Here is a 19,047-nt window from a genome sequence, read left to right on the forward strand (position 1 = left end):
GCCGTGGTCGGGGGCGCGGTGGTCGGGGGTGCGGTGCTGTCGAACTGTGAGAAGAAGTTCCAGACCACGCCGGGGGTCCAGCTTCGCCAGCCGCCACAGGCGCATCCGTCTATCGGACCCGGGTCGTGGCCGCCGTCGAACGGAGCCCACACCACCGGGTAGCCGGCTCGGCATCCGGAGTAGGTGGTCACGATGTGCGTAAGGCTGCCCTGCGCCGGCTCGGGTGGGTTCTGCGGAGTGCAGCCGTTGTTTCTCACGAAGGTGTCGCGCAGCGCTCGCCCGTTCTGGATCGAGTCCCGGGTACCGTGCACTCCGATGTATCCGATGGGTTGGGTGCCGCCGCCACATCCGCTGATACTCGCCCCGGAGTAGACGGCCACCGCCCGGAAGACGGTCGCCCGGGCACAGGCCAGTGCGTACGACATGGCCCCGCCGTAGCTGAAACCGGCCGCGAAGAGCTGCGTCGTGTCGACGCAGAGCCCCGCCTCGAGCTGCCTGATCATGTCGTCGACGAAGGTGACGTCCTGACCACCGGGATTGGCCCAGCCGTTGTTGTTCCCCTGAGGCGCGACGAAAATGGTGCCGTTGTTCGCACTGTCGGCCAGGCGGCGGAGCCCGTAATAGGACCAGTTGTACCCGTCGCTTCCGCCCGAGTCGACGTCGTTGGCTGTTCCGCCGTACCAGTGGAACCCAAATATCAACCGGTAGGGGCGGTTGTTGTCGTAGTTGGTTGGAACCCGGAGGATGTAGCTGCGGTTCTGACCACCGCTCTGGATTGTGCGTGTACCACTGGTGAGCGTCGGAGCCTTGCCGCATCCGGCGGATGCCGCGAGCGGACGGACGCTCGTCGACGCGTTCGCGCCGCCGTCGGACGCCACAATCCCCATCCCGGCGACGACAGCCGCCGAAATCGCGACCAGTCCGAGCAGCGATCTCTGTCTGGACATCACGTCACTCCCTCTCTTGGCCGATCACGACCGCATCCACCACTGGTTGCTGCCGCGTCGCAGGTCCACGGCTCCCGCGCGGTCGGGTGGTGTGGCGTGGCGTGGCGACCAGCCCGGTCACCGCGACCGCGACCACACCGAGTAGCGCGGTCCCGATCCGGTGATGCCGCGACGGCCGGACTAACCAAGAGCGGGTCGCCGGGACCACTCACCCGCACGCGTCGTGACCTCCTCAACGCCCCGAGACGCTGCCAAGGATCCGCGTTCGAACCGATTCGAATATCGACTTTGCTCGATTTTATAGATAACGATGACGATGTCAACCAAGCGCGATCTTCCAGGTCAGGTGATCGGGCAACGCGCTGCCTGCTCGGGCGGGCCCGCGACCAGCCTGGTCGACCTGTCGGTGGTCGCCGGGCACCGCCGTGGTCGCGGCACTCTGACCGCCGGGCGCCGCCGTGGTGGTGACGCTCTGGGCGCCGGCGGGATCGACGTCGCCTGGCTGTGGGTGGCCCTCGCAGGGTTGGCGCCGCCTCGCAGCGCGGGCGGATCGTGCTCGCCGTTGACGTCGGCGACGGCTCCGCCCGGACCCGGCCGCCGGCCCGGCGGATCGACCGCGAGGCCGGCGTGAGCGTACCGGCCGAAGATGCTTGAGCTGTCCCGCGAGCCGCAATTCCATCGCCGGCTACGACCTGCTCGTGCCGGCGGCGACTCCCACCCAACCAGTGCAGATCCGGGCGAGCACCGGGCCATCGACGACCGCCGTCGAGATTGCCGGGCTCCGACCCGGGACGACGTACACATTTCAGGTGATCGTCCGCTACACCGACGGCACCCCGCAGTCGGCCCCTTCGTCGCGGGGCACCATCACCACCGCTTTGTCTGTGCCGCCGTCTGCGCCGTCCGACCTCGCCCTGACCGAACTCACCCCTACCTCGGCGACAGTGTCGTGGTCGGCGTCGACACCCGGCGACCTCCCTATCGCCCGCTACCACGTCTACGTCAATGGCGGCGCACTGGGCGTCGGGGGGCCGAACCCGGACCAGCGGACAGCCACCTTGACGCTGTCCCCGGCGGCATCTACGAGGTGTACGTCCGCGCGGTTGACCATGCGGGCGTCTATTCCGCCCCCTCCACTCCCGTGTCGTTCACCGCTCCGACAGGCGGGACCTGATGTGAAAGAGCATCGTTACGACCCATAATCGCGTCGGGCTTGGTCGGCGCGAGCCATCCCTAGGGCAAAAGGCACCAGGGCCGGCAGAGAAGGTCTTCGGATGGTGTCCAAAGTGGTGGTAGGTAGGTCTGGTCCCGCGTGACGCGCATCGTCAGCTTGGGAATCAGGTGGATTGGCAATCCTGCGGGTGGGTGGTGGCTGGCACCAAGGGCAAAGGACGACGCGGGCAAGTTGCGCGACGAGCCGCCGCTGGCCGGTGTGCCCGCTGCATCGGGCACGCATCGGGCACACCGATCTCTTTGTCCCGAACGTGGGTGAGACGTCCGTCGGTGTCTGTCGCCTTGGCTGCTCGCGTGTCTAGTCGAATCCCACTGCACCAGTGATACTGGCCGGGCCCGAGTCGAGTGATCATCAGGAGCGGCGCCAATGACTCGTCCCAAGATCGGTTTTCAGATCCCGTGCCGGCTGCCCGCACCGGAGATCGCCGCGTTTGCGCGGTCGGTTGAGCGCGCCGGGTTCGATGAGGTGTGGGTGGTCGAGGACTGCTTCTTCGCTGGTGGGATCGCCGCCTCGGCGACGGCGTTAGCTGCGACCGAACACATCACGGTCGGCATCGGGATTCTGCCGGCGGTGGCGCGTAACGCGGCGTTCACTGCGATGGAGGTTGCCGCGCTGGCCGAGATGTACCCAGGCCGGCTCACCTGTGGACTGGGGCACGGGATGCGGGATTGGATGCGCCAGATCGGCGCGGCACCGGCCTCGCCGCTGACCGCGCTTGGCGAGCACCTGGATGCGGTCCGCCGACTCCTCGCTGGCGAGGAGGTCACAGTGCAGGGCCGCTACGTGCGGCTGGACCAGGTGTCCCTGGAGTTCCCGCCCCGCCAGCCGCCGCCTGTAATTGCCGGGGTGCGCGGTCCCAAGTCACTTGAGGTGGCGGGCCGCTACGCCGACGGGACGCTGCTGGCCGAGCCTGTCACGCCGGCCTACCTCGCGGCGGCTCGCGCCTCGATCGAACGCGGACAGGGCGGCGACCGGCGCTCGCACCCAATCACCGCCTACGCGCTTTGCCATCTCGACGAGGACGAGGCGACGGCCCGCGACGCCGTGCGCCCGGTGCTGGCCGCCGCGATCACCGAACCGGCCTGGTCGGCCCATCTCGACCCGTTGGACCTGGCCGGGCAGCTCGCTCAGATTGCCGCGCTGCCCGAGGCCGAACGCGCCGCCGCCGTACCCGACCTGTGGGTCGACGAACTCGTCCTAGTTGGTACTCCGGCCGATTGTGTCCGCCGGATCCGCGAACTGCACGCTGCCGGCGCGGACAGCGTCGTGCTTTCTGTGGTCGGCGACCTTCAGGAGCAACTCGACCGCGCGGGGGCAATGTGCGGCATGCTGACCGTCTCTCGGTCCTGACTGGAACGCGGGTTGGCCAACGTAGGGGGCAGAGCAGACCGCAGCAAGCCAAGGCACTTCTGGCCGCTGCTGAGGGCAACTCGTTGCACGCCTACATCGTGGTTTTGCTGTTGACCGGCGCTCGTACCGAGAAACTTCGCGCCCTCACCTGTGCACGCGTCGACCTCACCGGCAAGCCCCACGACGACCCGCCCGTGCCGCCGTCCACCCAGGTGTGGCGCTCAGTCCGCGCCGACGGTGACACCACGACCAAGAAGTCGCGCCGCACCCTGGCCCTGCCTGCCCGGTGCGTCACCGCGCTCACCACCCACCATCAGCGCCAGGGCGAGCCGCCCGCCTGGTCTTCACCACCGTCGCCGGCACGGCCCTCGACCGGCACAACGTGCTTCGGGCCTTCCGCCCGGTCGTCGCCAAAGCGGGCCTTGACGCCCACGCACGTCACGCACGCAATTCCCCAAGATCAAGCCGTGCAATCGACGGCATACCGGGCCACCATCGAGCACGACGTGTGGTCCCCACCTGGTCCCCAGGCGCTGACTGCTCCCCCCTCTCCGTTCTCAGGCGATCCAGCAACCGATGCGGCGAGCCGCCGCCGCAGGGTCCGCGTGGAGTGGGCGGCGCGACCGAGCCGCCCGCCGGCGTAGCGCACGCCACCGCAGAACACGCCCTGGGCGACCGCGAGCCAGCTGCACACGCCGCGCTCGATCAACCACAGGGGCGCCAGCACCGCGGTGGCCGGCGGGAAGACCGCCGGACCGCCGGCCTTGCGCCGGCCGGTCTCGGCCACTCCGATGACCGCCGCCGCAGCCGCGGCCAGCAGCCCCGGACGCCGGGCGGCGACCGCCGCCGCCACCCCGGGCAGCACGAGCAGCGCGGCTACCAGCCGCGCCGGCTGGGCGAGTTCGTCGTACGCCTGGCGAACGCGCTGGGAGGCGAAATGTCTCGTGGTGGGAGGCAGACGCCGGACGTACAGCCCGGCGGGGGCCGCCACGCTGCCGCCGAAGGCTCGTACGGTCCGGATCAGCTCAAGATTCTCGAAGAGGACGTCGGGGTCGTAGCCACCGGCGGCGAGGAAGACGCTGCGCCGCACCGCGAGGGTTCCGGGAAAGTCCGCGCCGATCGCCCGGTTGAGCAGGATCCGCCCGGTGTCCCAGTAGGCGTGCCAGGGAAGCGGATCGAAGTGGTTCTGGGGTTGCACCAGGTCCGCCCGTCGCAGGAGACGCCGGACTTCGCGTAGTCCGTCCTCGTCGTAGCGGATGTCGTCGTCGGCGATCACCACGTCCTCGTGTGTGGCCGCCGGCACACCGGTCAGCACGCCGAGCACCTTGCCGTTCCGGCCGGACAGGCTCGGGTCGGGCGGCAGGTGCCGGACCAGCGGATGCCACCGCCGGTGGTGGCGGGCGAAGACCTCGGGCGGCGACCCGTCCACCACGATCACCTCCACCCGGGCGGCGAGCCAGCGCAGGTAGTCGGTCAACTGCTCCGGGTCGCTGTCGTCCACCCGCCGGATCGGCAGCACGTACGACATCGGCATCCGTCGCGGCCGGGCGGCTGCGCCGGTCATGCCGAATCCGCCCGGCGGTAGACGCTCACGTGTTCCCGGCTGTCGTCGCCGAACGGCAGGCGCGTCCAACCGGCCCACCGGTGCTCGCGGCGCAGCCCGGCCAGCTCGGCCATCAGGTCCAGCTCCGCCGGCCAGGCGTACCGGTGGTTCGCCGGCAACAGGTGGACCCCGCCCGCGGTCAGCCGAACCTTGGTGGTGGTCATCCTCTGCTCGGCGGAGTGCAGGAGCGCCGTCTCCAGCAGGACCTCGTCCTCCGCGACCCGTACCAGGCGCAGCGCCGAGCCGTTGCGGAACGCCGCCGGGTCCGGCACCCAGGCCTCGACCACGAACCGACCGCCGGGACGCAGGTGGGCGGCCGCGTTGCGGAAGCAGGCCACCTGCGCGGCCTGGTCGGGCAGCGCGAAGACGGTGTTGAAGGCGAGGAGGACCAACGCGAAGTCGCCGGGTACGCGGGTGTGGGTGAAGTCCCCCACCGCCACGTCGATCCGGTCACCACCCGCCTTGCTCCGCAGGCCCGCCACCATGTCGGGAGAACCCTCGATGCCGGCGACCGTCAGGCCGCGTTCGACCAGCGGAAGCGCCAGGCGACCGGTGCCGATGCCGAACTCGCAGACCGGCCCGCCGTCGGCCAGCTCGGCCAGGACCTCCACGGCGCTGTCCGGAGTCAGATACGCGTAGGTCTCGTCATACACGTCAGCCACGTACCGCCCGTAGGCGCTCGCATCAAACGACAACTCTGCCTCCCGCACGACGATGGTCCTGCCTGTGCCCGTTCCGTCGCGCCTCAAACGGGTTGGCGCCGCTCGCGGCTCAGCAGGCCAGGCCGGTCATCAGGCTCGCCGTCTCCGAGCCGGTGGCGCGATGCGGCTCGTCGACGTGCAGGGTGATCGGCGCGCCGGGACCGCGGGGACGCAGGGAGCTGCGGCCGGCCTGCCAGCTGTCCAGAGTCCAGGCGGCGAAGAGACGGTCCAGCGCCAGGGCGGCGGAAGCCCCGAAGAGCACGTCGGCGGCGAGGTGCGGCTCGACCCGGACCAGCCCGCCGCACATGTCGTGCGCGGCGATCTGCTCGTGCACCGCGTCCGCCTCGACGTGCTCGTCGTAGAAGCGGGTGGCCGCCTTGTCGAGACCGAGGCGCCGCAGGCCCCGCCCATAGCGACGGTTCGGCAGCGACGAGGTCATCTCATAGGCGGCGAGGTGCCCGAGCAGCGCCCCGCGCAACCGGCGGTGCAGCCCGAACAGCGACATCAGGTTGTTGCCCGCCAGGGTCACCGCGGGCACCGCGTCCAGATAGGCCCCGTATCCGTTGTCCAGACCGAGCCGCTCCAGGGTGACGCGGAACAGTTCGGCGTGCATGCGGTCGAGCCGGCCGCCGCCGTACTCGTCGACCTGGATTTCGACCAGGGCGGCCTTCGCCGGGCCACCCAGCCGCGGCAGGGCCCAGCTGTGCGGGTCCGCCTCTCGAAGGTGGTAGATCGAGCGGTGCATGACGAACTCACGGAACTGCTCGTGGGTCGCCCGCTGCTGCAGGTACGCGGAGAGCGCCGGGCCGTCGTCGGCCGCCACCGCGGCGGCGAGAGCGGAGGCCATTCGCCCGTCGAGGAGCGGGGGCTGCGGACCGGCGAGCGCGCGCACGGCCACCTCGAAGACCGCCTCGGCGCGGCTGCGCAGCGCGATCAGCGACGGCTGCCACTCCCACCGGTCGTCCACGCCGCGCCAACCGCGGTAGTGCAGCTCGTAGCAGAGGAACAGGGTGAGCTGAAGGTCCTCGTTGTCGATCGGGTCCACCCCGTCGAACTCGGAGGCCAGGTCTGCGGGTAGGTCGTGCGGGGCGGACGTGAGCGCGTCGTGCAGCGCCGCGGAGACCGGCCCGCGTGGCTGCGGCAGCGGCGCCGGACCATAGCGACGGTCACCAGACTCAACCACCCTGGCCTCCCTGCACAGTCGTCCCGCTGCCTGTCCCCGCTCCCGACTGCCACAAACCCGGTGTCCGGCGTCGATCGGCGCGGGCGCGCCCCGGTCGTCTCGGTGGGTTCATCGCGGCTTCGGTGTGTCACGATCGGCGCCGGCACGGAAGTTGATCACCTTGTGGGTGCCGTCGCAGAAGGGCTTGATGGCTGACCTCCCGCACCGGCACAGGGCGATCGTCGCCCGGCCCGGTGCGATGGGCGTGCCGTCCGGTGTGCGTAACTCGAAGTCTCCGCGGACGATCAGCGGTCCGTCCTCGTACGGGGTGATTGTCGACGTCATGCCGCCTGTGGTCCCCCGGCTGCGGCGATCCAAACTGCCGCCGGACCCGCGCGACGGCGACCACCCGGGTCGCGGGTGGGGCGTCGGTCACGATCTCGCCGGGCGTGACCTTCAGCGTGGTCAGCGCCCGGTGGAAGAACCGCCGGGCCGCGGCGGCGTCCCGACGCGTTGAGACTGACCTGACCATGCTGGTCCACGGCCCGGTACACGTACCGCCAGACACCGTTGACTTGACGTAGGTCTCGTCCACGAACCAGCGGTCACCAGGTGAGTGACGAGCGGCCCGGGCGGCGTTGGCCAGTAGCGGAGTGAATTGCTGCACCCCACCGGCAGACGGTGACATGATCGGCCTCGACACCCCGCTTGACCAGCAGCTCCACATTCCGGTAGGAGAGGTTGAACCGCAGGTACCAGCGGACCGCCAGGACGATCACCTCGGGCGGGAACCGGAAGCCGACGACGGCGGAGACCAGGACCGGACACGAGACGACAACCTCACCGGCGTCAGTACCTGAGGCAGGCCGGGGTTCGGGGCAGAGCCCGAAATTTCTAGGTCTTGTCATCCGCCCAGTGTGGCCGGCCGGCCCGCGAAGCGGGCCGCTTCGATGCCTCAAGAGAACAACTCGGAGATGGTCGTTGGAACTTGACCAACGGTCAAGGAGCGCCAGCCACCGCCAACTTGACTGATCTTGGTCCCCGGAACGCAGACGAGGGCCGACCCAAGTGCTGGATCAGCCCTCTGAGCTGCGTCGGGACGGCCGGATTCGAACCGACGACCCCTTGACCCCCAGAGATCGGCAACGCGGTTCCGTGCGGCTCGCACCGCTGATCGACGGCCCGATAGTGGTCGTCGTAGCTCCGTTTGGTGTCGTCGGTTGCTGTACTGCGTTGCTGTACTGCCGCCCCACCGAGGGTGGCCTACTTGAAGACGCCGATGACGCCAGTCACCGTGCCGATGACGAAACTGAGAGTCGCCAGCTTCGCTTGGGCCCCCGTCCAGATGCCCTTGCTCTTCTCTCGCCATCCGAGGGACCACCAGTCGCGCCCGAACTTCTGCCACTTGTGCTGTCGGAGGTGGCAGCCCAGGATCAGCCCAGCCGAGTTGTTGCGGCAGAACTCAACGAGGCCGCCGCGCCTCCGGTTGATCGCCCCACAGTAGACCGGGGCTTGGAAGAGGACGAAGAAGAGCAACAGGCCAACGAGAGCCGCGTAGATGCCTGGACCGAACGCGTTGCTGCCGAGAGACAGGAGGAGCACAGCAAGCACGCCGTAGCCCCAGAACCGCCACAGCTTGGACTTGTCCCGAGACGCCATGGATGCGAAGAGTACCGACCCGAACGCGAGACGTGAAGATCCCTTGCCCCGTCGACTTCGCCGCTCACCACTTCCAGCGGTATTGATCTCGGTGGCAGACGGTGTCCTGCCAAGGTGTTCCGAGGGTCGGAAGCTGGCCGACCGAATACCGCGGGCGTCGGTCGACCCGGCCTCGCGTCAGGGTGGTACAGCGCGGTTCGGATCGGCGTCCGACCGGACGAGCGACCGATGCCCGTCAGCGCCTGGTCCCGCAGCCGCTGCACTTCCGGCTCGATCTCCCGCCTCATGCAAGCAACGCTAGACCCCCGCCGTGGATCACCTTTGCTGGCGGCCACGGCCCGTACGTCGAGTCGGCACCGCCTCTGGACAGGCAACACATACTCCTGAAACCTGCTCGTTTCTGTCGGAGGCGGGGACTAGCGTGCAGGACGCACCCCTGGCTCCCCGGGAGAACCTTGTGACCATCCCCAAGCCCAGCTACGGCGAACAGGCCATCGCTCTCGTAGGCGTTTCTGCGGTCGCGCGTGAGGTCAGCCGCCTACCCATCCAGCAGCGGCAGATTCTTAAGGCCAGCGATGAAGCAGTTCTCATTTGGGACCTGATCGTTTCGTGCAGCGCAGCCCTTACCGACGACACGGATCCACGCCCCTGGGGAGACCGGCTAGACGAGATTCTTTCTCGCTTCTTTGCCGGCGAGATCGGTGAAGAACAAATCGAAGCAGCAGCCAAGCACTTTGAGACCTTCACGAAGGATCAAGTGCCTGAGTGGACCAAGGCCGCAAAGCGAGACGGTGCTCGACTTTACCTGGAAAGACTACTTGGCGCGGCTGCCTACAACCGTCTAAAGGTGGCGTTGCGGCAGGACTGCGCAATCCTGGTCGTAGCTCTTCGCCGGGCCGCAAGGAACCTAATGCCATACGCCGTGGCTATGGACGATCTATTCTCCGCACTTCCAGCAGTGCAAGCTAGGAGCCTTCCTGCGTTGACCGGAGCGCCGAACGCACTACTTACACTCGCCATCCACCTGGACCAAGCGCTAGAGAAGCTTGTTGAGTTCAGCTCTGGTGCAGTTCTGCTGAACAGCCGCGAATCGGAATCTACGCCGCTTGAACTGGCGGACCTGGCAATGTTGGCAGACAAGTTCCGGGAGGTGGTCTCCGGGCGGAGCCGAGCTGCTGTTAAGGAGCTAAGCGCGGCGCTCGGACGCAAGATTCAGGGAGCTAGAGACGCGCTCGAACACTCTGCCGACCCCGTTGCGCAGGCCGCCAACTCGCTCATTGAATTGATTGACAGACTGCTTCGGGCTGCTTTCACTGATGACGAAGTGATGGAGTGGTTGCAGGCAAATTATCCGAGCGCAAAGGGCCTAACGTACATCGATCAGAAGGGCCACAGTCCCAAGATTCGCCCAACCAAGAAGGCTCAGGTACTTTGCTTCGTGCATGCCGGCCTGCCGGTTGCCGAGCCGTCACCCCTACATGAGATGGCAGCTACCGCAATTGTGACCGTTCGAGCCCAGCTACAGAAGCTAAAGCACGCCGATCTGGGCACCGAGGAAGAGGCCGTCGAGGTCGCTAGGCATCTCAATGCGGTGGAAGGGTTCCTTCAACTGGCAGTCGGAGTGACGTGGGCACTAGCCCCAGATGAACGAGTGAATGAACTCCGTACGCGCCTCGAACCGACGCGTGTTCCATCAGACCGTTCGTGACGTGTGCTGCTCGGTCACCTAGCCATCCCGTCGGCCTTCGTCCGCACTTCGTGGAGTGGGTGGGGCCTGCCCGGTCAAGGTGGAGCACACCACTGTCTGAACGACCTTGACCGGGCAGGCCCCACCCACTCGGCTCTGCCCGGACGGAGGTTGATGGGATGGCGCCACCATCCCAGAGCGCCCGAGCGCCCCGCCGGAGGCACTGCCTGTGTCTCGACCAACTTGAAGCCCCGGAACTGCCATCGCTCATGGCGGCCCGGGGCTTCTTCGTATGTCGCGCCGCCGGCGGGCTATCACCGTCGCGCTGGCGGCCGAAGGCCAGAGGCGCGGCGGCGGGCCATCGGCCCGGCCCAGGTTCGGCGGCGCGAGCGGCCTGCGAAGCGGGCCGCCTTGATCTCGTACAGAAAGTTCTCACACGTGCTCAGCACCAATGCAGCCCAGCACCAATGCTGCCTGCCGGTCTCGAGACCTGCGCGACAGATCGGTATCAGGACCTGCGTGACGCCCGGAGCGGTGACGGCAGACAGGTGGCCCTCTACGATCGCGGCGTGAATCAAGCCGAGTCGCCTTGCTGCTGCATCCTCTGCCACGACTACGGTGACTCAGCCGAGCGGCACCCGATGGAGTTGGCCACGATCAGGCACATCCAGCAGGACGGCTGGAGCGTCAAGATGATCCCCGAGGATGACAAGGGACCCGGTTGGGCTTACACGGTCGGTCTGTGGCACACCTTCCGCTTGCCGGAACTCGCCATGTTTGGCCTGGACGTTGAGGTGTCGAAGGCGTGCCTCAACGACCTGGGCACCAAGGCCGCCAACGGCGTGGGCCTGGAGGCGGAGCAGGTACGCGACGATGTGATCGAGTCGTACAAAGTCCATCTCAAGTCCATCGACTACCGCTGGTACAAGGCGTTCTTCGGCCGGGCCATCGCCTTCTACCGCAAGCCACCGCTTCCCTTCCTGCAAGTCGTCTGGCCGGATCGTCAGGGCCGGTTGCACTGGGACGACGAGTGCGACGAGCAGTTCCACCACCGTCAGCCTCAGCTCTGGAAGCGGCCAGAGGACCATCCAGTAGGCGTCTGGACGCAGGATCTCTAGATCCTCTAGCCGGACGTGTCAACCCGTGTCCCGAGACTGTTCTGTCACGAAGGTCCTGAGACCCGACAGCTCAGCACCGATGCTGTCCGGTATCAGGATCTGCGTGACGTCGACTGGCGGCCGGCGCGCTCGGACTTGCTGCTGTCGCCGAGCGTGGCGTTCAGCTCGTCAACCCAGTCACCATCGGCAAGCCCCGCCTCAACCAACACGTCGCGCCAGTCCTCCTGGGCTAAGGCCACGGCATCAAGGAAGCGTCGGCTATCTCCACCCGACAGGAGGACCACGGCAGCTTGGATACGCTCGATGCCCTCGGCGCTGCTGCCTGGCGCCAAAGGCACGAGATCCGCCAAGAGGTCCAGGACGGCTTCGGCCTCAGACGGTCCGAAGCGTGCCCGGACCCACGCCTGCAACCGATCGCTCACCATAGACGCGAGTATGACCAGTGTCGCCAACCTGAAGGGTTCAGCGCTGCCGTTGTACCGCCCCTAGAGCAAGACCTCGTTCCTCGATCAGGCTCATGCGGAGTTTCCACTCCACAGGCTCCGTGTGAGCGGCGCTTGCAGTCACCTGTCCGGGCCACTTGCGATATAGCAACCCGACTTCGCCAACGAAGTAGCCGGTACTTACGACGCTAGCCGCGATTAGCATTCCGGTATCATCCGATCCGGGAACGGACATCCAGCCGCCGAGCGCGACTAGAAGGTCTCGGCGTATACATATCGTCGTAGGATGCACTGGAAGTCGATAGTTGTGTTCGCGCCAGTGGTTGAAAACGAACCCAGGCGCTAGCGGCCCCTCCGGAGGGTCGTTTTCAAACCCTACGGTGGAGCCGTCAGGCAGTAGGTCGAGCACCCGTGACGTGACCCACTGCACGTCGGGATTGTCCGCCATCGCACGGATGTCACGTGCGAGCACTCCGGGAGTGAGGATGTCGTCCTGGTCAAGGTTCTTAATCAAGCTTCCACGTGCACGGGCGAGGCCCAGATTTCGCGTGATGGCGACGCCGCCATGACGGTTGCGGCTGATTGATACGCGCTCGTCTTGAGGGAGGATCGAGCGGACGTCGCCCATCTCGCCGTCCTCCTGCACGACCCATTCCCATGACCAGCCTTCTGGCATTTGCTGCTCTTTAAGTGAGCGATATGCAGCCATAAGCTGTTCCGGAACAGGCTTGTAGACAGGCGTGATAATGCTGATAACACTCATCGCTGGCCGCCCTTCTCCCAGCGCGCGAGGGTGGTTGTGTAAACAAACTCCGTTCGGTCACCTGGCAGAACCACGTCGGACACCTCTACCACCGCTCCGGTTGTCGAAATGGAGACTTTCCGTAAGCAAAAGACGGATACTCCTGGGCGCAGGTCCAGTTCTTCTACCTCTTCTGGCCCCGGCGGCCGAGTGGTGATGTGGTCGATGATGCAGTCCAGCTCAATCCCCACCGTGTAGAGCTGGTGTTGTGTTCCGCCCGGCCACGGCTCGTTGCTTTCCTCTAGCAACGCAGGGTTCTCGGCGGCTTGGTCATAGGGGAGGTAGCTCACTACTGCACTGATGGGTGCCCGCTCCTGCCGCGATCGCGTGCTGTAGCGGCGACGGAGAAGCTTGGCACCAACCGGAAGCTTGAAGACGGCGGCTAGATCCTCGTCCGCGTACACGGTGTCGTACCGCGCACTGAACTCCAAGTCGCTCATGGTGAGCCCGGTGTCCTTCTCGGTAGCACCGGTACGGCCACGCTGAGCGCCCGAAAGCAGTACGCGATCTTTCTCCCACTGATACCGCTCAGGGGTTCGCCGCACGCGCTGCCGTGGGGCGCGCACGTAGGTGCCGCGCCCGTGTAGCCGATCAACTAGGCCCTCGGACTCTAGGACGTCCAGGGCTTGCCGCACGACCGGCAAGCTCACTCGATAGTCAGCGACGAGCTGCTGCTCGTTCGGTAGCTGGTCTCCCGGCCCAAGCTCCCTAGATCGAATCTTTGCGCGTAGCTCGTTGGCTATGCGCTCGTACTTGGCTGCCATCTCGCTCCTCTCAACTTCCTCAGTTTAGGTCCTCATGAACTCTTGACGCTGCCGTCCCAGCGACATACTGTCAACATGTCCTCATGAAGACATGAGGACTGGCCAGATGGGCGGTCGCCCAAGGTGGGTGCGCCCCTGTTGAGAAGGAGTCAGTCATGGGACGTCTGCTGCTGGACACCTCGCGGGTGTCGTACGAGGTCGCGGTGAACCCGGTTCCGAAGCTGGACCAGACGGGTCAGCAGAAGTTCGACCGGGAGACGAAGCAGCCGATGTGGGCGGTGCAGCTCTACGCCCTGTCGGAGGGAAGCGCCGAGGTCATCAACGTGACGGTGGTCAGCCCGGTTATGCCGGCGGTGGCCGTTCGTCAGCCGGTCGTTCCGGTGGACCTGGAGGCGCTGCCCTGGGTCAACGACCGGGACGGCAAGGTCCGCTCGGGTGTCGCGTTCCGGGCGTCGGCCCTGACCGCGATGGACACCGTCGCCGCCTAGCGGCGGGCGTTCTCGATCGGCTCCACAGAAGCGAAGAGGTGGACACGGGGTCGCCGTTGATTGGCGTCGTCTGCGACCCCGCGTCCTGTCCAACAAGGTCCCTACCTAGGGAGGACTCGTCGTGTCCAAGTCTAGCCAGAGGTCCCCGTTCGGCTGGTCGAACCGTGGGGGCAACACCGTCACTGTCATCGAAGCTCCGATCGCCCGCTCGTACCGTCGTCGGGCCACCATCGCGTTCTGGGTCACCCTCGGCGTGGTCGGCCTGCTGGCCGGCACGGTGGCGTCGCACTACCTGCACCCGATCGTGGGTGCCCTGCTCGGCGTCGTCCTCGGTGCCCTGCTTGGCGCGGTGGTGTTCGCGCTGATCGTGGCGTGGCCGGTCCTGCGCGTGTTCTGGCACTGGCTGCCGGAAATCGTGCTCGGCCTTGTCGCCGTCTACGGCTGGAACATGGTGATGCAGTCGACCCCGCTGTGGGGCTCGCTGCTCGTCGTCGCCCTGGTCGTCGGCCTGCCGGCCGCGATCGGCCCGGTCCGCCGTCGGGTCATGGCCTGGGCCTGGTGCCTGGTCGTCCGGCACCGGCTGCGGCTGTGCTTCGCGGCGTTCATCGCCACCAACCGGCACGGTTCACTGCCGCTGATCCTGCCCGCGAAGCCGACCCCGGCCGGTGAACGGGTCTGGGTGTGGCTGCGTCCCGGTCTGTCCCTGCGCGATTTGGAGCAGGACGGCCAGGTACAGAAGCTGGCCGTGGCGTGCTGGGCCAACGAGGTCCGTGTCATGCGCGCTTCCCGCAAGTACGCGGCGCTGATCCGCATCGACATCACCCGCCGCGAACCGCTGGCACACAAGGTCGTGTCGCCGCTGCCGGACTACGTCCCCACGGACATTCCGGCCAACGCTCCCACCTCACCGGGCATGCCGTCTGTCGGCCTGGACCTGCCCGACGTGCCGGACGAGTCGGTCACCACGACCGCCGACACCCCTCGCCCGCGCAAGCCGCGCAACACCCACACCACCACCGAGAGCCCGAACGGGTTCGACCCCTCCGACTACGCCTAACCACCGGGACGGCGCGGACCAAGCACCCCCCTGACGGGGCCGGGTGTCCGCGCCATCTCCCAACCCCCATCCGCCTTTGACACGTACGTGTCAACTGACTCTCGGGAGCCCTCATGGACGCCACGAGCCCTCTGGGAATCCAGACCAGCAACCCGGCGGAGTCGGTGCCGGTCGCGTCGGTCCTGTCCATCTTCGACCCTGTCTTCCTCGGCATCGATGAGTTCGGCCAGGCGGTCTACCTGCCGATGATCTACCGGAACATCCTCATCGGCGGTGAGCCCGGCGCGGGCAAGTCCAGTCTGCTGAACACCATCGTCGGGCACGCGGCCCTGTGCCCGGACGTGCGGCTGTGCCTGCTCGACGGCAAGCAGGTCGAACTCGGGCTGTGGGAGGACGCCTGCGACGTGTTCGTTGGCCCCGACATTGACCACGCGATCCGCACGCTGCGCCGGGTGCAGATTGTGATGGACAACCGGTACTCGTTCCTCAAGGCCCGCCGCCGCCGCAAGATCGGTCCGAACGACCTGTTCGGTCAGATCCTCGTCGCCTGCGACGAGATCGCCTACTTCTCGGCCACCGCCGGAGACGAGAAGACACAAAAGCTGTTCGCCGCGCTGCTACGCGACATCGTCGCCCGTGGCCGCGCGGTCGGCATCATCGTGGCCGCCGCGACCCAGCGACCGTCGTCGGACATCATCCCGACCTCGCTGCGCGACATCTTCGCCTGGCGCTTCGCCGGCCGCTGCACCACCGACGTGTCCTCGGACATCGTCCTCGGGCACGGCTGGGCCGCCCGCGGCTTCTCTTCCAACACCATCGACCCCAACAACCAGGGCGCCGGACTCCTTATCGCCGAAGGCGGCATCCCCGCCCTGGTCAAGGCCGCCTACATGACCGACGACGACATCATCCGCGTCGCGGACTACGCCGCCTGGACCCGCCGCCGCACCGCCGGCCTCGGCACCTCCACGGAGCGGCCCGCCGCCAAGGTCGCGGCATGAAAACCACGACCGCTGTCCCGACTCGCGTCCTGGACCTCGTGCTCATCGGTGACGGCGAGGACATCGCCGCACTTACCGCCATCGCCCGCAACGCGGGGGCGTTGGTCTACCGCTCCGCACCCACCGCCGCCGGCCCGAACGACGACCGGCAGCGGGTGTTCCTCCGGCTCCACCTGCACCACCGATAGAAGACGGCCGACAGACCGGGATCTGCCCTGAGAAAGCTCCCCGACCTGCCGGCCCAACCACCGCCCACGAAAGGACGTGGCCGCCATGAACCCTACCCAAAAACCGATCCACACCCCCGGCGCGCTGGCCGACCTGACCCCGGCCGACATCCTCCGCTGCGCCGCCCGCTACCTCGAACTTCGAGGCTGGACCCAGGGCAACCCCTACGAGTTCGGCGAGCACGACTCGTTCCCGCCGGCCTGCACCCTCGGTGCCATCGCCACGGCCGTCTACGGCCACCCCGTCAACATCGAGGACCGGTACTGCGGCGACGGTGCCGCCGCCGACCTCTGGGACAAGACGGTCCGCTGCCTGGCCGACTTCCTCTGGCACGACGGCCGCGTTCCTGACTTCGACTCCACCAGCGGCTCCTGGTGTGCCACGACGGAAATCGTCGCTGACTGGAACGACGACGCCACCCAAACCCTGCCCGATGTCCTCGACATCCTGCGCACCTGCGCCGATGACCACGACTGGACCCACGCCACCGAGGACGACCTCGAAACCTACGCCGACGCCTGCGTCTGGGCCGAGAAGCACCCCACCCGTGACGGCTTCCTCGCCTGGCGGGCCGCCCAATGAACGCCCGACTCGACCGCCGGCTGGTAACCGCCGGCCTGGGCGTGACCGTCGCCCAGCTCGTCACCCTCTGGGCCGATCACACCCCGGCCCGCCTGCCCGTTCCGCTGACCTGCCCCGGCTGCGGCCACCCCTACAGCGAGAAGGCACCGCTGTGCCCGACCGCCGCCGTCGTGCGGCCCCTGCTACGCCGCCGCCGCCACGAAACCCACCCGGACGTACTCGCCCCACTGACCCCGAACCAGCTCCTGGACCTGACCGGCAACCGGCTGTCCACCGCGCTCCCCGCCGAGGTGACCCGATGACTTCTGCCCTCCAGATCACCGACGTGACACGTCAAGACGACATCTCCACCGCCGGCCTCGTCGCCGCCCTTGAATCCGCCTGGGCCGCCATCCGCGACCGGCACCCCGAGATCCCCGCCGCCGTCATCGTCGTCGGCTCCGGCTCTCCCACCAAGCCCAACCAGGGCATGAAGTGGGGCCACTTCGCCGCCCTGCGCTGGCAGGCCGGCGACAAGCAGCTCCCCGAAATCCTCATCTCCGGTGAGGGACTGTCCCGCGAACCGGAAGCCGTCTTCACCACCCTCCTGCACGAAGCCACCCACGCCCTCGCCGACGCGCGAGGCATCCAGGACACCTCCCGGCAGGGCCGCTGGCACAACAAGAAGTTCGCCACCCTCGCCGCCGAACTCGGCCTGTCCACCACCAAGGACGACAAGCTCGGCTACTCGCCCTGCACCCTGACCGACCTCACCCGCGCCCGCTACCGGGCCACCATCACCGGCCTCGCAGACGCGCTGCGCTTCTACCGCCACCCCGAACCCACCGGGGAAGGCAAGCAGCGCACGAACAACAACAACGGCGTCACCTGCGAATGCGAGTGCCCCCGCAAGCTGCGCATCTCCACGACTGCCTTCGAGGAAGGCCCGATCGTCTGCGCGGTCTGCTCGGCGGCGTTCCTGCCCGAGGACATCGACCGCGACACCTACGAACACCCCACCTTTACCACGGCCGGAAACGGCGGTGACGACCAGGACCAGGCCGACGACGACTCGGAGGACCCGATGGTGTTCTACGACCCGACCGGCGAGCGCTACGGCCTGCCGACCTACCCCTACAAGTTCGCCCCCGGCGACCTACTGACCCGCCGGCAACTACGCGCCCGCGACCTGCGCCCCGGCGGCCAGGAACCCGCCGCGCAGATCCTCTGGCGGCGCGGCAAGCGCGTCGCCTACCTCTACCGACTCGACCTCGCGCTACCCAAGCGCACCGCCACCCCCGCCCAGAAGGCGGCCATCGACAAAGCGCTCATCGCGCGGCGCACCTGCCCCGACTGCCAGCAGGTCAAGCCCTACTACATCCCCCGCCGTACCGGCACCTGCCTCGACTGCCACTGACCCGAAAGGACACCACCATGCACCGCTACTACGTCTCGTTCAGCTACCAGGCCCCGAGCGGCTTCGCCGTCGCTTCCGTCGACGTCACCGCTCGCCAGCGCTTCGCCACCGTCAACGACCTTGCCCCCGTTACCGCCGACCTCACCGGCCGGGGCTACCGCAACGTCACGATCCTGGCGTTCTCCCTCTACGCCAACCCCACCCGCGACAACGACACCCACCGCAACCCGAACCCGAACCGCGACACGCGTCGCGCTCCCCACACCTCGCCCCGCCCCAACCCTCGCGGGCGGCGCTCATGACCACCAAGACGCCCAATCCCAACGCCAGCACGTTCACGGAGCAGTTCGCCACCGAGTACGCACGCAACGCTGTGCCGAACATGCTCAAGGCGATCAACTCGATCAAGCGGTACAACCGCTTCGTCCTGCTCGGCGCTCTGCTGACCAGCTACCTGCATCAGGCGCACTACCTGTGGACCCAGAACGCCGGCTACTTCGCCTACCTGGTTCCGCTGATTTTCGACGCCGCCATGGTCTCCATGCTCACCGTGGTCCGTACCTCCGGTATCGCCCGCGATGCCAAACGTGGAGCCCTGGTCGTGTTCGCCGCCGCCGCAATGCTGTCGGCAACGATCAACTTCGCCTCTCCCGGCAGCCTCGGACTTCGCCTGGTCTTCGCGCTCGTCGTCGTCCTTGTCATCGGCGTCGAACTCGTCGCCGGACGCATCCGACCCGACTTCTCCGCCATCGAAGCCGAAGCCGCCGCACTCCTCGCCGCCGCCAACACCATCGCCAACCGGTCCGCTGCGCCTGTCCCGGCACC

21 protein-coding genes and 2 pseudogenes are annotated in these 19,047 nt (G+C 67.5%); 13 read left to right on the plus strand and 10 right to left on the minus strand.

The annotated features are described in order from the left end of the window. Positions 1-947, minus strand: a 947-nt coding sequence (locus E1166_RS20865; RefSeq protein ID WP_132341208.1) for a poly(3-hydroxybutyrate) depolymerase, incomplete at its 3' end; no start/stop codon positions are given. A gap of 1,600 nt (positions 948-2,547) precedes the next feature. Between E1166_RS20865 and E1166_RS20875 the strand changes: the two genes are divergently transcribed. Together E1166_RS20875 and E1166_RS32185 are read left to right on the plus strand one after the other, a co-directional pair. Further along, positions 2,548-3,531, plus strand: a complete 984-nt coding sequence (locus E1166_RS20875) for an LLM class flavin-dependent oxidoreductase (protein ID WP_132341212.1) — start codon at positions 2,548-2,550, stop codon at positions 3,529-3,531. 44 nt (positions 3,532-3,575) lie between these two features. Continuing rightward, positions 3,576-3,958, plus strand: a pseudogene (locus E1166_RS32185) (site-specific integrase); the annotation flags it as partial. A gap of 33 nt (positions 3,959-3,991) precedes the next feature. Here E1166_RS32185 and E1166_RS20885 read toward each other — a convergent pair. The 6 genes and pseudogenes from E1166_RS20885 to E1166_RS20910 all read right to left on the minus strand — a co-directional run bounded on the left by E1166_RS20885 (position 3,992) and on the right by E1166_RS20910 (position 8,656). Next, a complete protein-coding gene (locus E1166_RS20885) occupies positions 3,992-5,095 on the minus strand; it encodes a glycosyltransferase (RefSeq protein WP_243710461.1) in 1,104 nt (367 codons plus the stop codon). Continuing rightward, the gene (locus E1166_RS20890) at positions 5,092-5,796 is read right to left on the minus strand and encodes a class I SAM-dependent methyltransferase (protein ID WP_243704764.1); all 705 of its coding nucleotides are present in this window, start codon (positions 5,794-5,796) and stop codon (positions 5,092-5,094) included. Before E1166_RS20890 ends, E1166_RS20885 begins: the two co-directional genes overlap by 4 nt. Before the next feature lie 109 nt (positions 5,797-5,905). Beyond that, the gene (locus tag E1166_RS20895) at positions 5,906-7,018 is read right to left on the minus strand and encodes an iron-containing redox enzyme family protein (protein WP_243710462.1); all 1,113 of its coding nucleotides are present in this window, start codon (positions 7,016-7,018) and stop codon (positions 5,906-5,908) included. Between the two features lie 108 nt (positions 7,019-7,126). Beyond that, entirely contained in the window at positions 7,127-7,342 is a 216-nt protein-coding gene (locus E1166_RS20900; protein ID WP_132341218.1) for a CDGSH iron-sulfur domain-containing protein, read from the minus strand. An 82-nt stretch (positions 7,343-7,424) separates the two neighbouring features. Next, a pseudogene (locus E1166_RS20905) lies at positions 7,425-7,815 on the minus strand (IS6 family transposase); the annotation flags it as partial. A 445-nt stretch (positions 7,816-8,260) separates the two neighbouring features. Further along, on the minus strand, positions 8,261-8,656 hold the full coding sequence (locus E1166_RS20910) for a hypothetical protein (RefSeq protein WP_132341220.1): 396 nt from the start codon (positions 8,654-8,656) through the stop codon (positions 8,261-8,263). Positions 8,657-9,113: 457 nt separating this feature from the next. Here E1166_RS20910 and E1166_RS20915 point away from each other — a divergent pair, with 457 nt between their 5' ends. Both E1166_RS20915 and E1166_RS20920 read left to right on the plus strand, forming a co-directional pair. Next, positions 9,114-10,364 (plus strand): hypothetical protein, encoded by a 1,251-nt coding sequence (locus E1166_RS20915; RefSeq protein ID WP_132341222.1) that lies wholly within the window; start codon positions 9,114-9,116, stop codon positions 10,362-10,364. A 548-nt stretch (positions 10,365-10,912) separates the two neighbouring features. Continuing rightward, positions 10,913-11,461, plus strand: coding sequence for a DUF4262 domain-containing protein (locus tag E1166_RS20920; RefSeq protein ID WP_207914392.1), 549 nt, complete (start codon positions 10,913-10,915; stop codon positions 11,459-11,461). A 92-nt stretch (positions 11,462-11,553) separates the two neighbouring features. Here E1166_RS20920 and E1166_RS20925 read toward each other — a convergent pair whose 3' ends face one another. From E1166_RS20925 to E1166_RS20935, 3 genes are read right to left on the minus strand one after another with little or no spacing between them, the layout of a single operon-like run. Then, entirely contained in the window at positions 11,554-11,886 is a 333-nt protein-coding gene (locus E1166_RS20925) for a hypothetical protein (protein ID WP_132341224.1), read from the minus strand. Between the two features lie 37 nt (positions 11,887-11,923). Continuing rightward, positions 11,924-12,667: a glycosyltransferase gene (locus E1166_RS20930; protein ID WP_132341226.1), complete on the minus strand. Its 744-nt coding sequence runs from the start codon at positions 12,665-12,667 to the stop codon at positions 11,924-11,926. Then, complete coding sequence (locus E1166_RS20935; RefSeq protein ID WP_132341228.1) at positions 12,664-13,470, minus strand: GntR family transcriptional regulator; 807 nt, start codon at positions 13,468-13,470, stop codon at positions 12,664-12,666. Before E1166_RS20935 ends, E1166_RS20930 begins: the two co-directional genes overlap by 4 nt. Positions 13,471-13,625: 155 nt before the next feature. On the opposite strand from E1166_RS20935, the gene E1166_RS20940 reads away from it, so the two are divergent. The 9 genes from E1166_RS20940 to E1166_RS20985 form a co-directional block, all read left to right on the plus strand. Beyond that, the gene (locus E1166_RS20940) at positions 13,626-13,958 is read left to right on the plus strand and encodes a hypothetical protein (protein WP_132341230.1); all 333 of its coding nucleotides are present in this window, start codon (positions 13,626-13,628) and stop codon (positions 13,956-13,958) included. A 121-nt stretch (positions 13,959-14,079) separates the two neighbouring features. Next, complete coding sequence (locus E1166_RS20945) at positions 14,080-15,015, plus strand: hypothetical protein (RefSeq protein WP_132341232.1); 936 nt, start codon at positions 14,080-14,082, stop codon at positions 15,013-15,015. 113 nt (positions 15,016-15,128) lie between these two features. Next, the gene (locus E1166_RS20950) at positions 15,129-16,016 is read left to right on the plus strand and encodes an FtsK/SpoIIIE domain-containing protein (protein WP_132341234.1); all 888 of its coding nucleotides are present in this window, start codon (positions 15,129-15,131) and stop codon (positions 16,014-16,016) included. Then, positions 16,013-16,204 carry a hypothetical protein gene (locus E1166_RS20955; protein WP_132341236.1) on the plus strand — a complete coding sequence of 64 codons (192 nt, stop codon included), beginning with the start codon at positions 16,013-16,015 and terminating at the stop codon, positions 16,202-16,204. The genes E1166_RS20950 and E1166_RS20955 overlap by 4 nt, the downstream gene beginning before the upstream one ends. 85 nt (positions 16,205-16,289) lie before the next feature. Continuing rightward, a complete protein-coding gene (locus E1166_RS20960; RefSeq protein WP_132341238.1) occupies positions 16,290-16,826 on the plus strand; it encodes a hypothetical protein in 537 nt (178 codons plus the stop codon). Continuing rightward, the gene (locus E1166_RS20965; protein ID WP_132341240.1) at positions 16,823-17,128 is read left to right on the plus strand and encodes a hypothetical protein; all 306 of its coding nucleotides are present in this window, start codon (positions 16,823-16,825) and stop codon (positions 17,126-17,128) included. The genes E1166_RS20960 and E1166_RS20965 overlap by 4 nt, the downstream gene beginning before the upstream one ends. 761 nt (positions 17,129-17,889) lie before the next feature. Further along, positions 17,890-18,222: an RRQRL motif-containing zinc-binding protein gene (locus E1166_RS20975; protein ID WP_132341248.1), complete on the plus strand. Its 333-nt coding sequence runs from the start codon at positions 17,890-17,892 to the stop codon at positions 18,220-18,222. Positions 18,223-18,239: 17 nt separating this feature from the next. Beyond that, positions 18,240-18,524, plus strand: coding sequence for a hypothetical protein (locus tag E1166_RS20980; RefSeq protein WP_132341242.1), 285 nt, complete (start codon positions 18,240-18,242; stop codon positions 18,522-18,524). Next, a partial coding sequence (locus tag E1166_RS20985) for a DUF2637 domain-containing protein (RefSeq protein ID WP_132341244.1) occupies positions 18,521-19,047 on the plus strand: 527 nt, incomplete at its 3' end. The genes E1166_RS20980 and E1166_RS20985, both read left to right, overlap by 4 nt.

The sequence above is a fragment of the Micromonospora sp. KC213 genome, from assembly GCF_004348325.1.
Lineage (GTDB): Bacteria > Actinomycetota > Actinomycetes > Mycobacteriales > Micromonosporaceae > Micromonospora.

Excerpts from the sequence above, each read along its gene's own strand:
- E1166_RS20875 (WP_132341212.1), top strand. The coding sequence starts at position 2,548 with ATGACTCGTCCCAAGATCGGTTTTCAGATCCCGTGCCGGCTGCCCGCA.
- E1166_RS20885 (WP_243710461.1), bottom strand. The coding sequence starts at position 5,095 with ATGACCGGCGCAGCCGCCCGGCCGCGACGGATGCCGATGTCGTACGTG.
- E1166_RS20900 (WP_132341218.1), bottom strand. The coding sequence starts at position 7,342 with ATGACGTCGACAATCACCCCGTACGAGGACGGACCGCTGATCGTCCGC.
- E1166_RS20910 (WP_132341220.1), bottom strand. The coding sequence starts at position 8,656 with ATGGCGTCTCGGGACAAGTCCAAGCTGTGGCGGTTCTGGGGCTACGGC.
- E1166_RS20925 (WP_132341224.1), bottom strand. The coding sequence starts at position 11,886 with ATGGTGAGCGATCGGTTGCAGGCGTGGGTCCGGGCACGCTTCGGACCG.
- E1166_RS20930 (WP_132341226.1), bottom strand. The coding sequence starts at position 12,667 with ATGAGTGTTATCAGCATTATCACGCCTGTCTACAAGCCTGTTCCGGAA.
- E1166_RS20935 (WP_132341228.1), bottom strand. The coding sequence starts at position 13,470 with ATGGCAGCCAAGTACGAGCGCATAGCCAACGAGCTACGCGCAAAGATT.
- E1166_RS20940 (WP_132341230.1), top strand. The coding sequence starts at position 13,626 with ATGGGACGTCTGCTGCTGGACACCTCGCGGGTGTCGTACGAGGTCGCG.
- E1166_RS20950 (WP_132341234.1), top strand. The coding sequence starts at position 15,129 with ATGGACGCCACGAGCCCTCTGGGAATCCAGACCAGCAACCCGGCGGAG.
- E1166_RS20955 (WP_132341236.1), top strand. The coding sequence starts at position 16,013 with ATGAAAACCACGACCGCTGTCCCGACTCGCGTCCTGGACCTCGTGCTC.
- E1166_RS20960 (WP_132341238.1), top strand. The coding sequence starts at position 16,290 with ATGAACCCTACCCAAAAACCGATCCACACCCCCGGCGCGCTGGCCGAC.
- E1166_RS20965 (WP_132341240.1), top strand. The coding sequence starts at position 16,823 with ATGAACGCCCGACTCGACCGCCGGCTGGTAACCGCCGGCCTGGGCGTG.
- E1166_RS20975 (WP_132341248.1), top strand. The coding sequence starts at position 17,890 with ATGGTGTTCTACGACCCGACCGGCGAGCGCTACGGCCTGCCGACCTAC.
- E1166_RS20980 (WP_132341242.1), top strand. The coding sequence starts at position 18,240 with ATGCACCGCTACTACGTCTCGTTCAGCTACCAGGCCCCGAGCGGCTTC.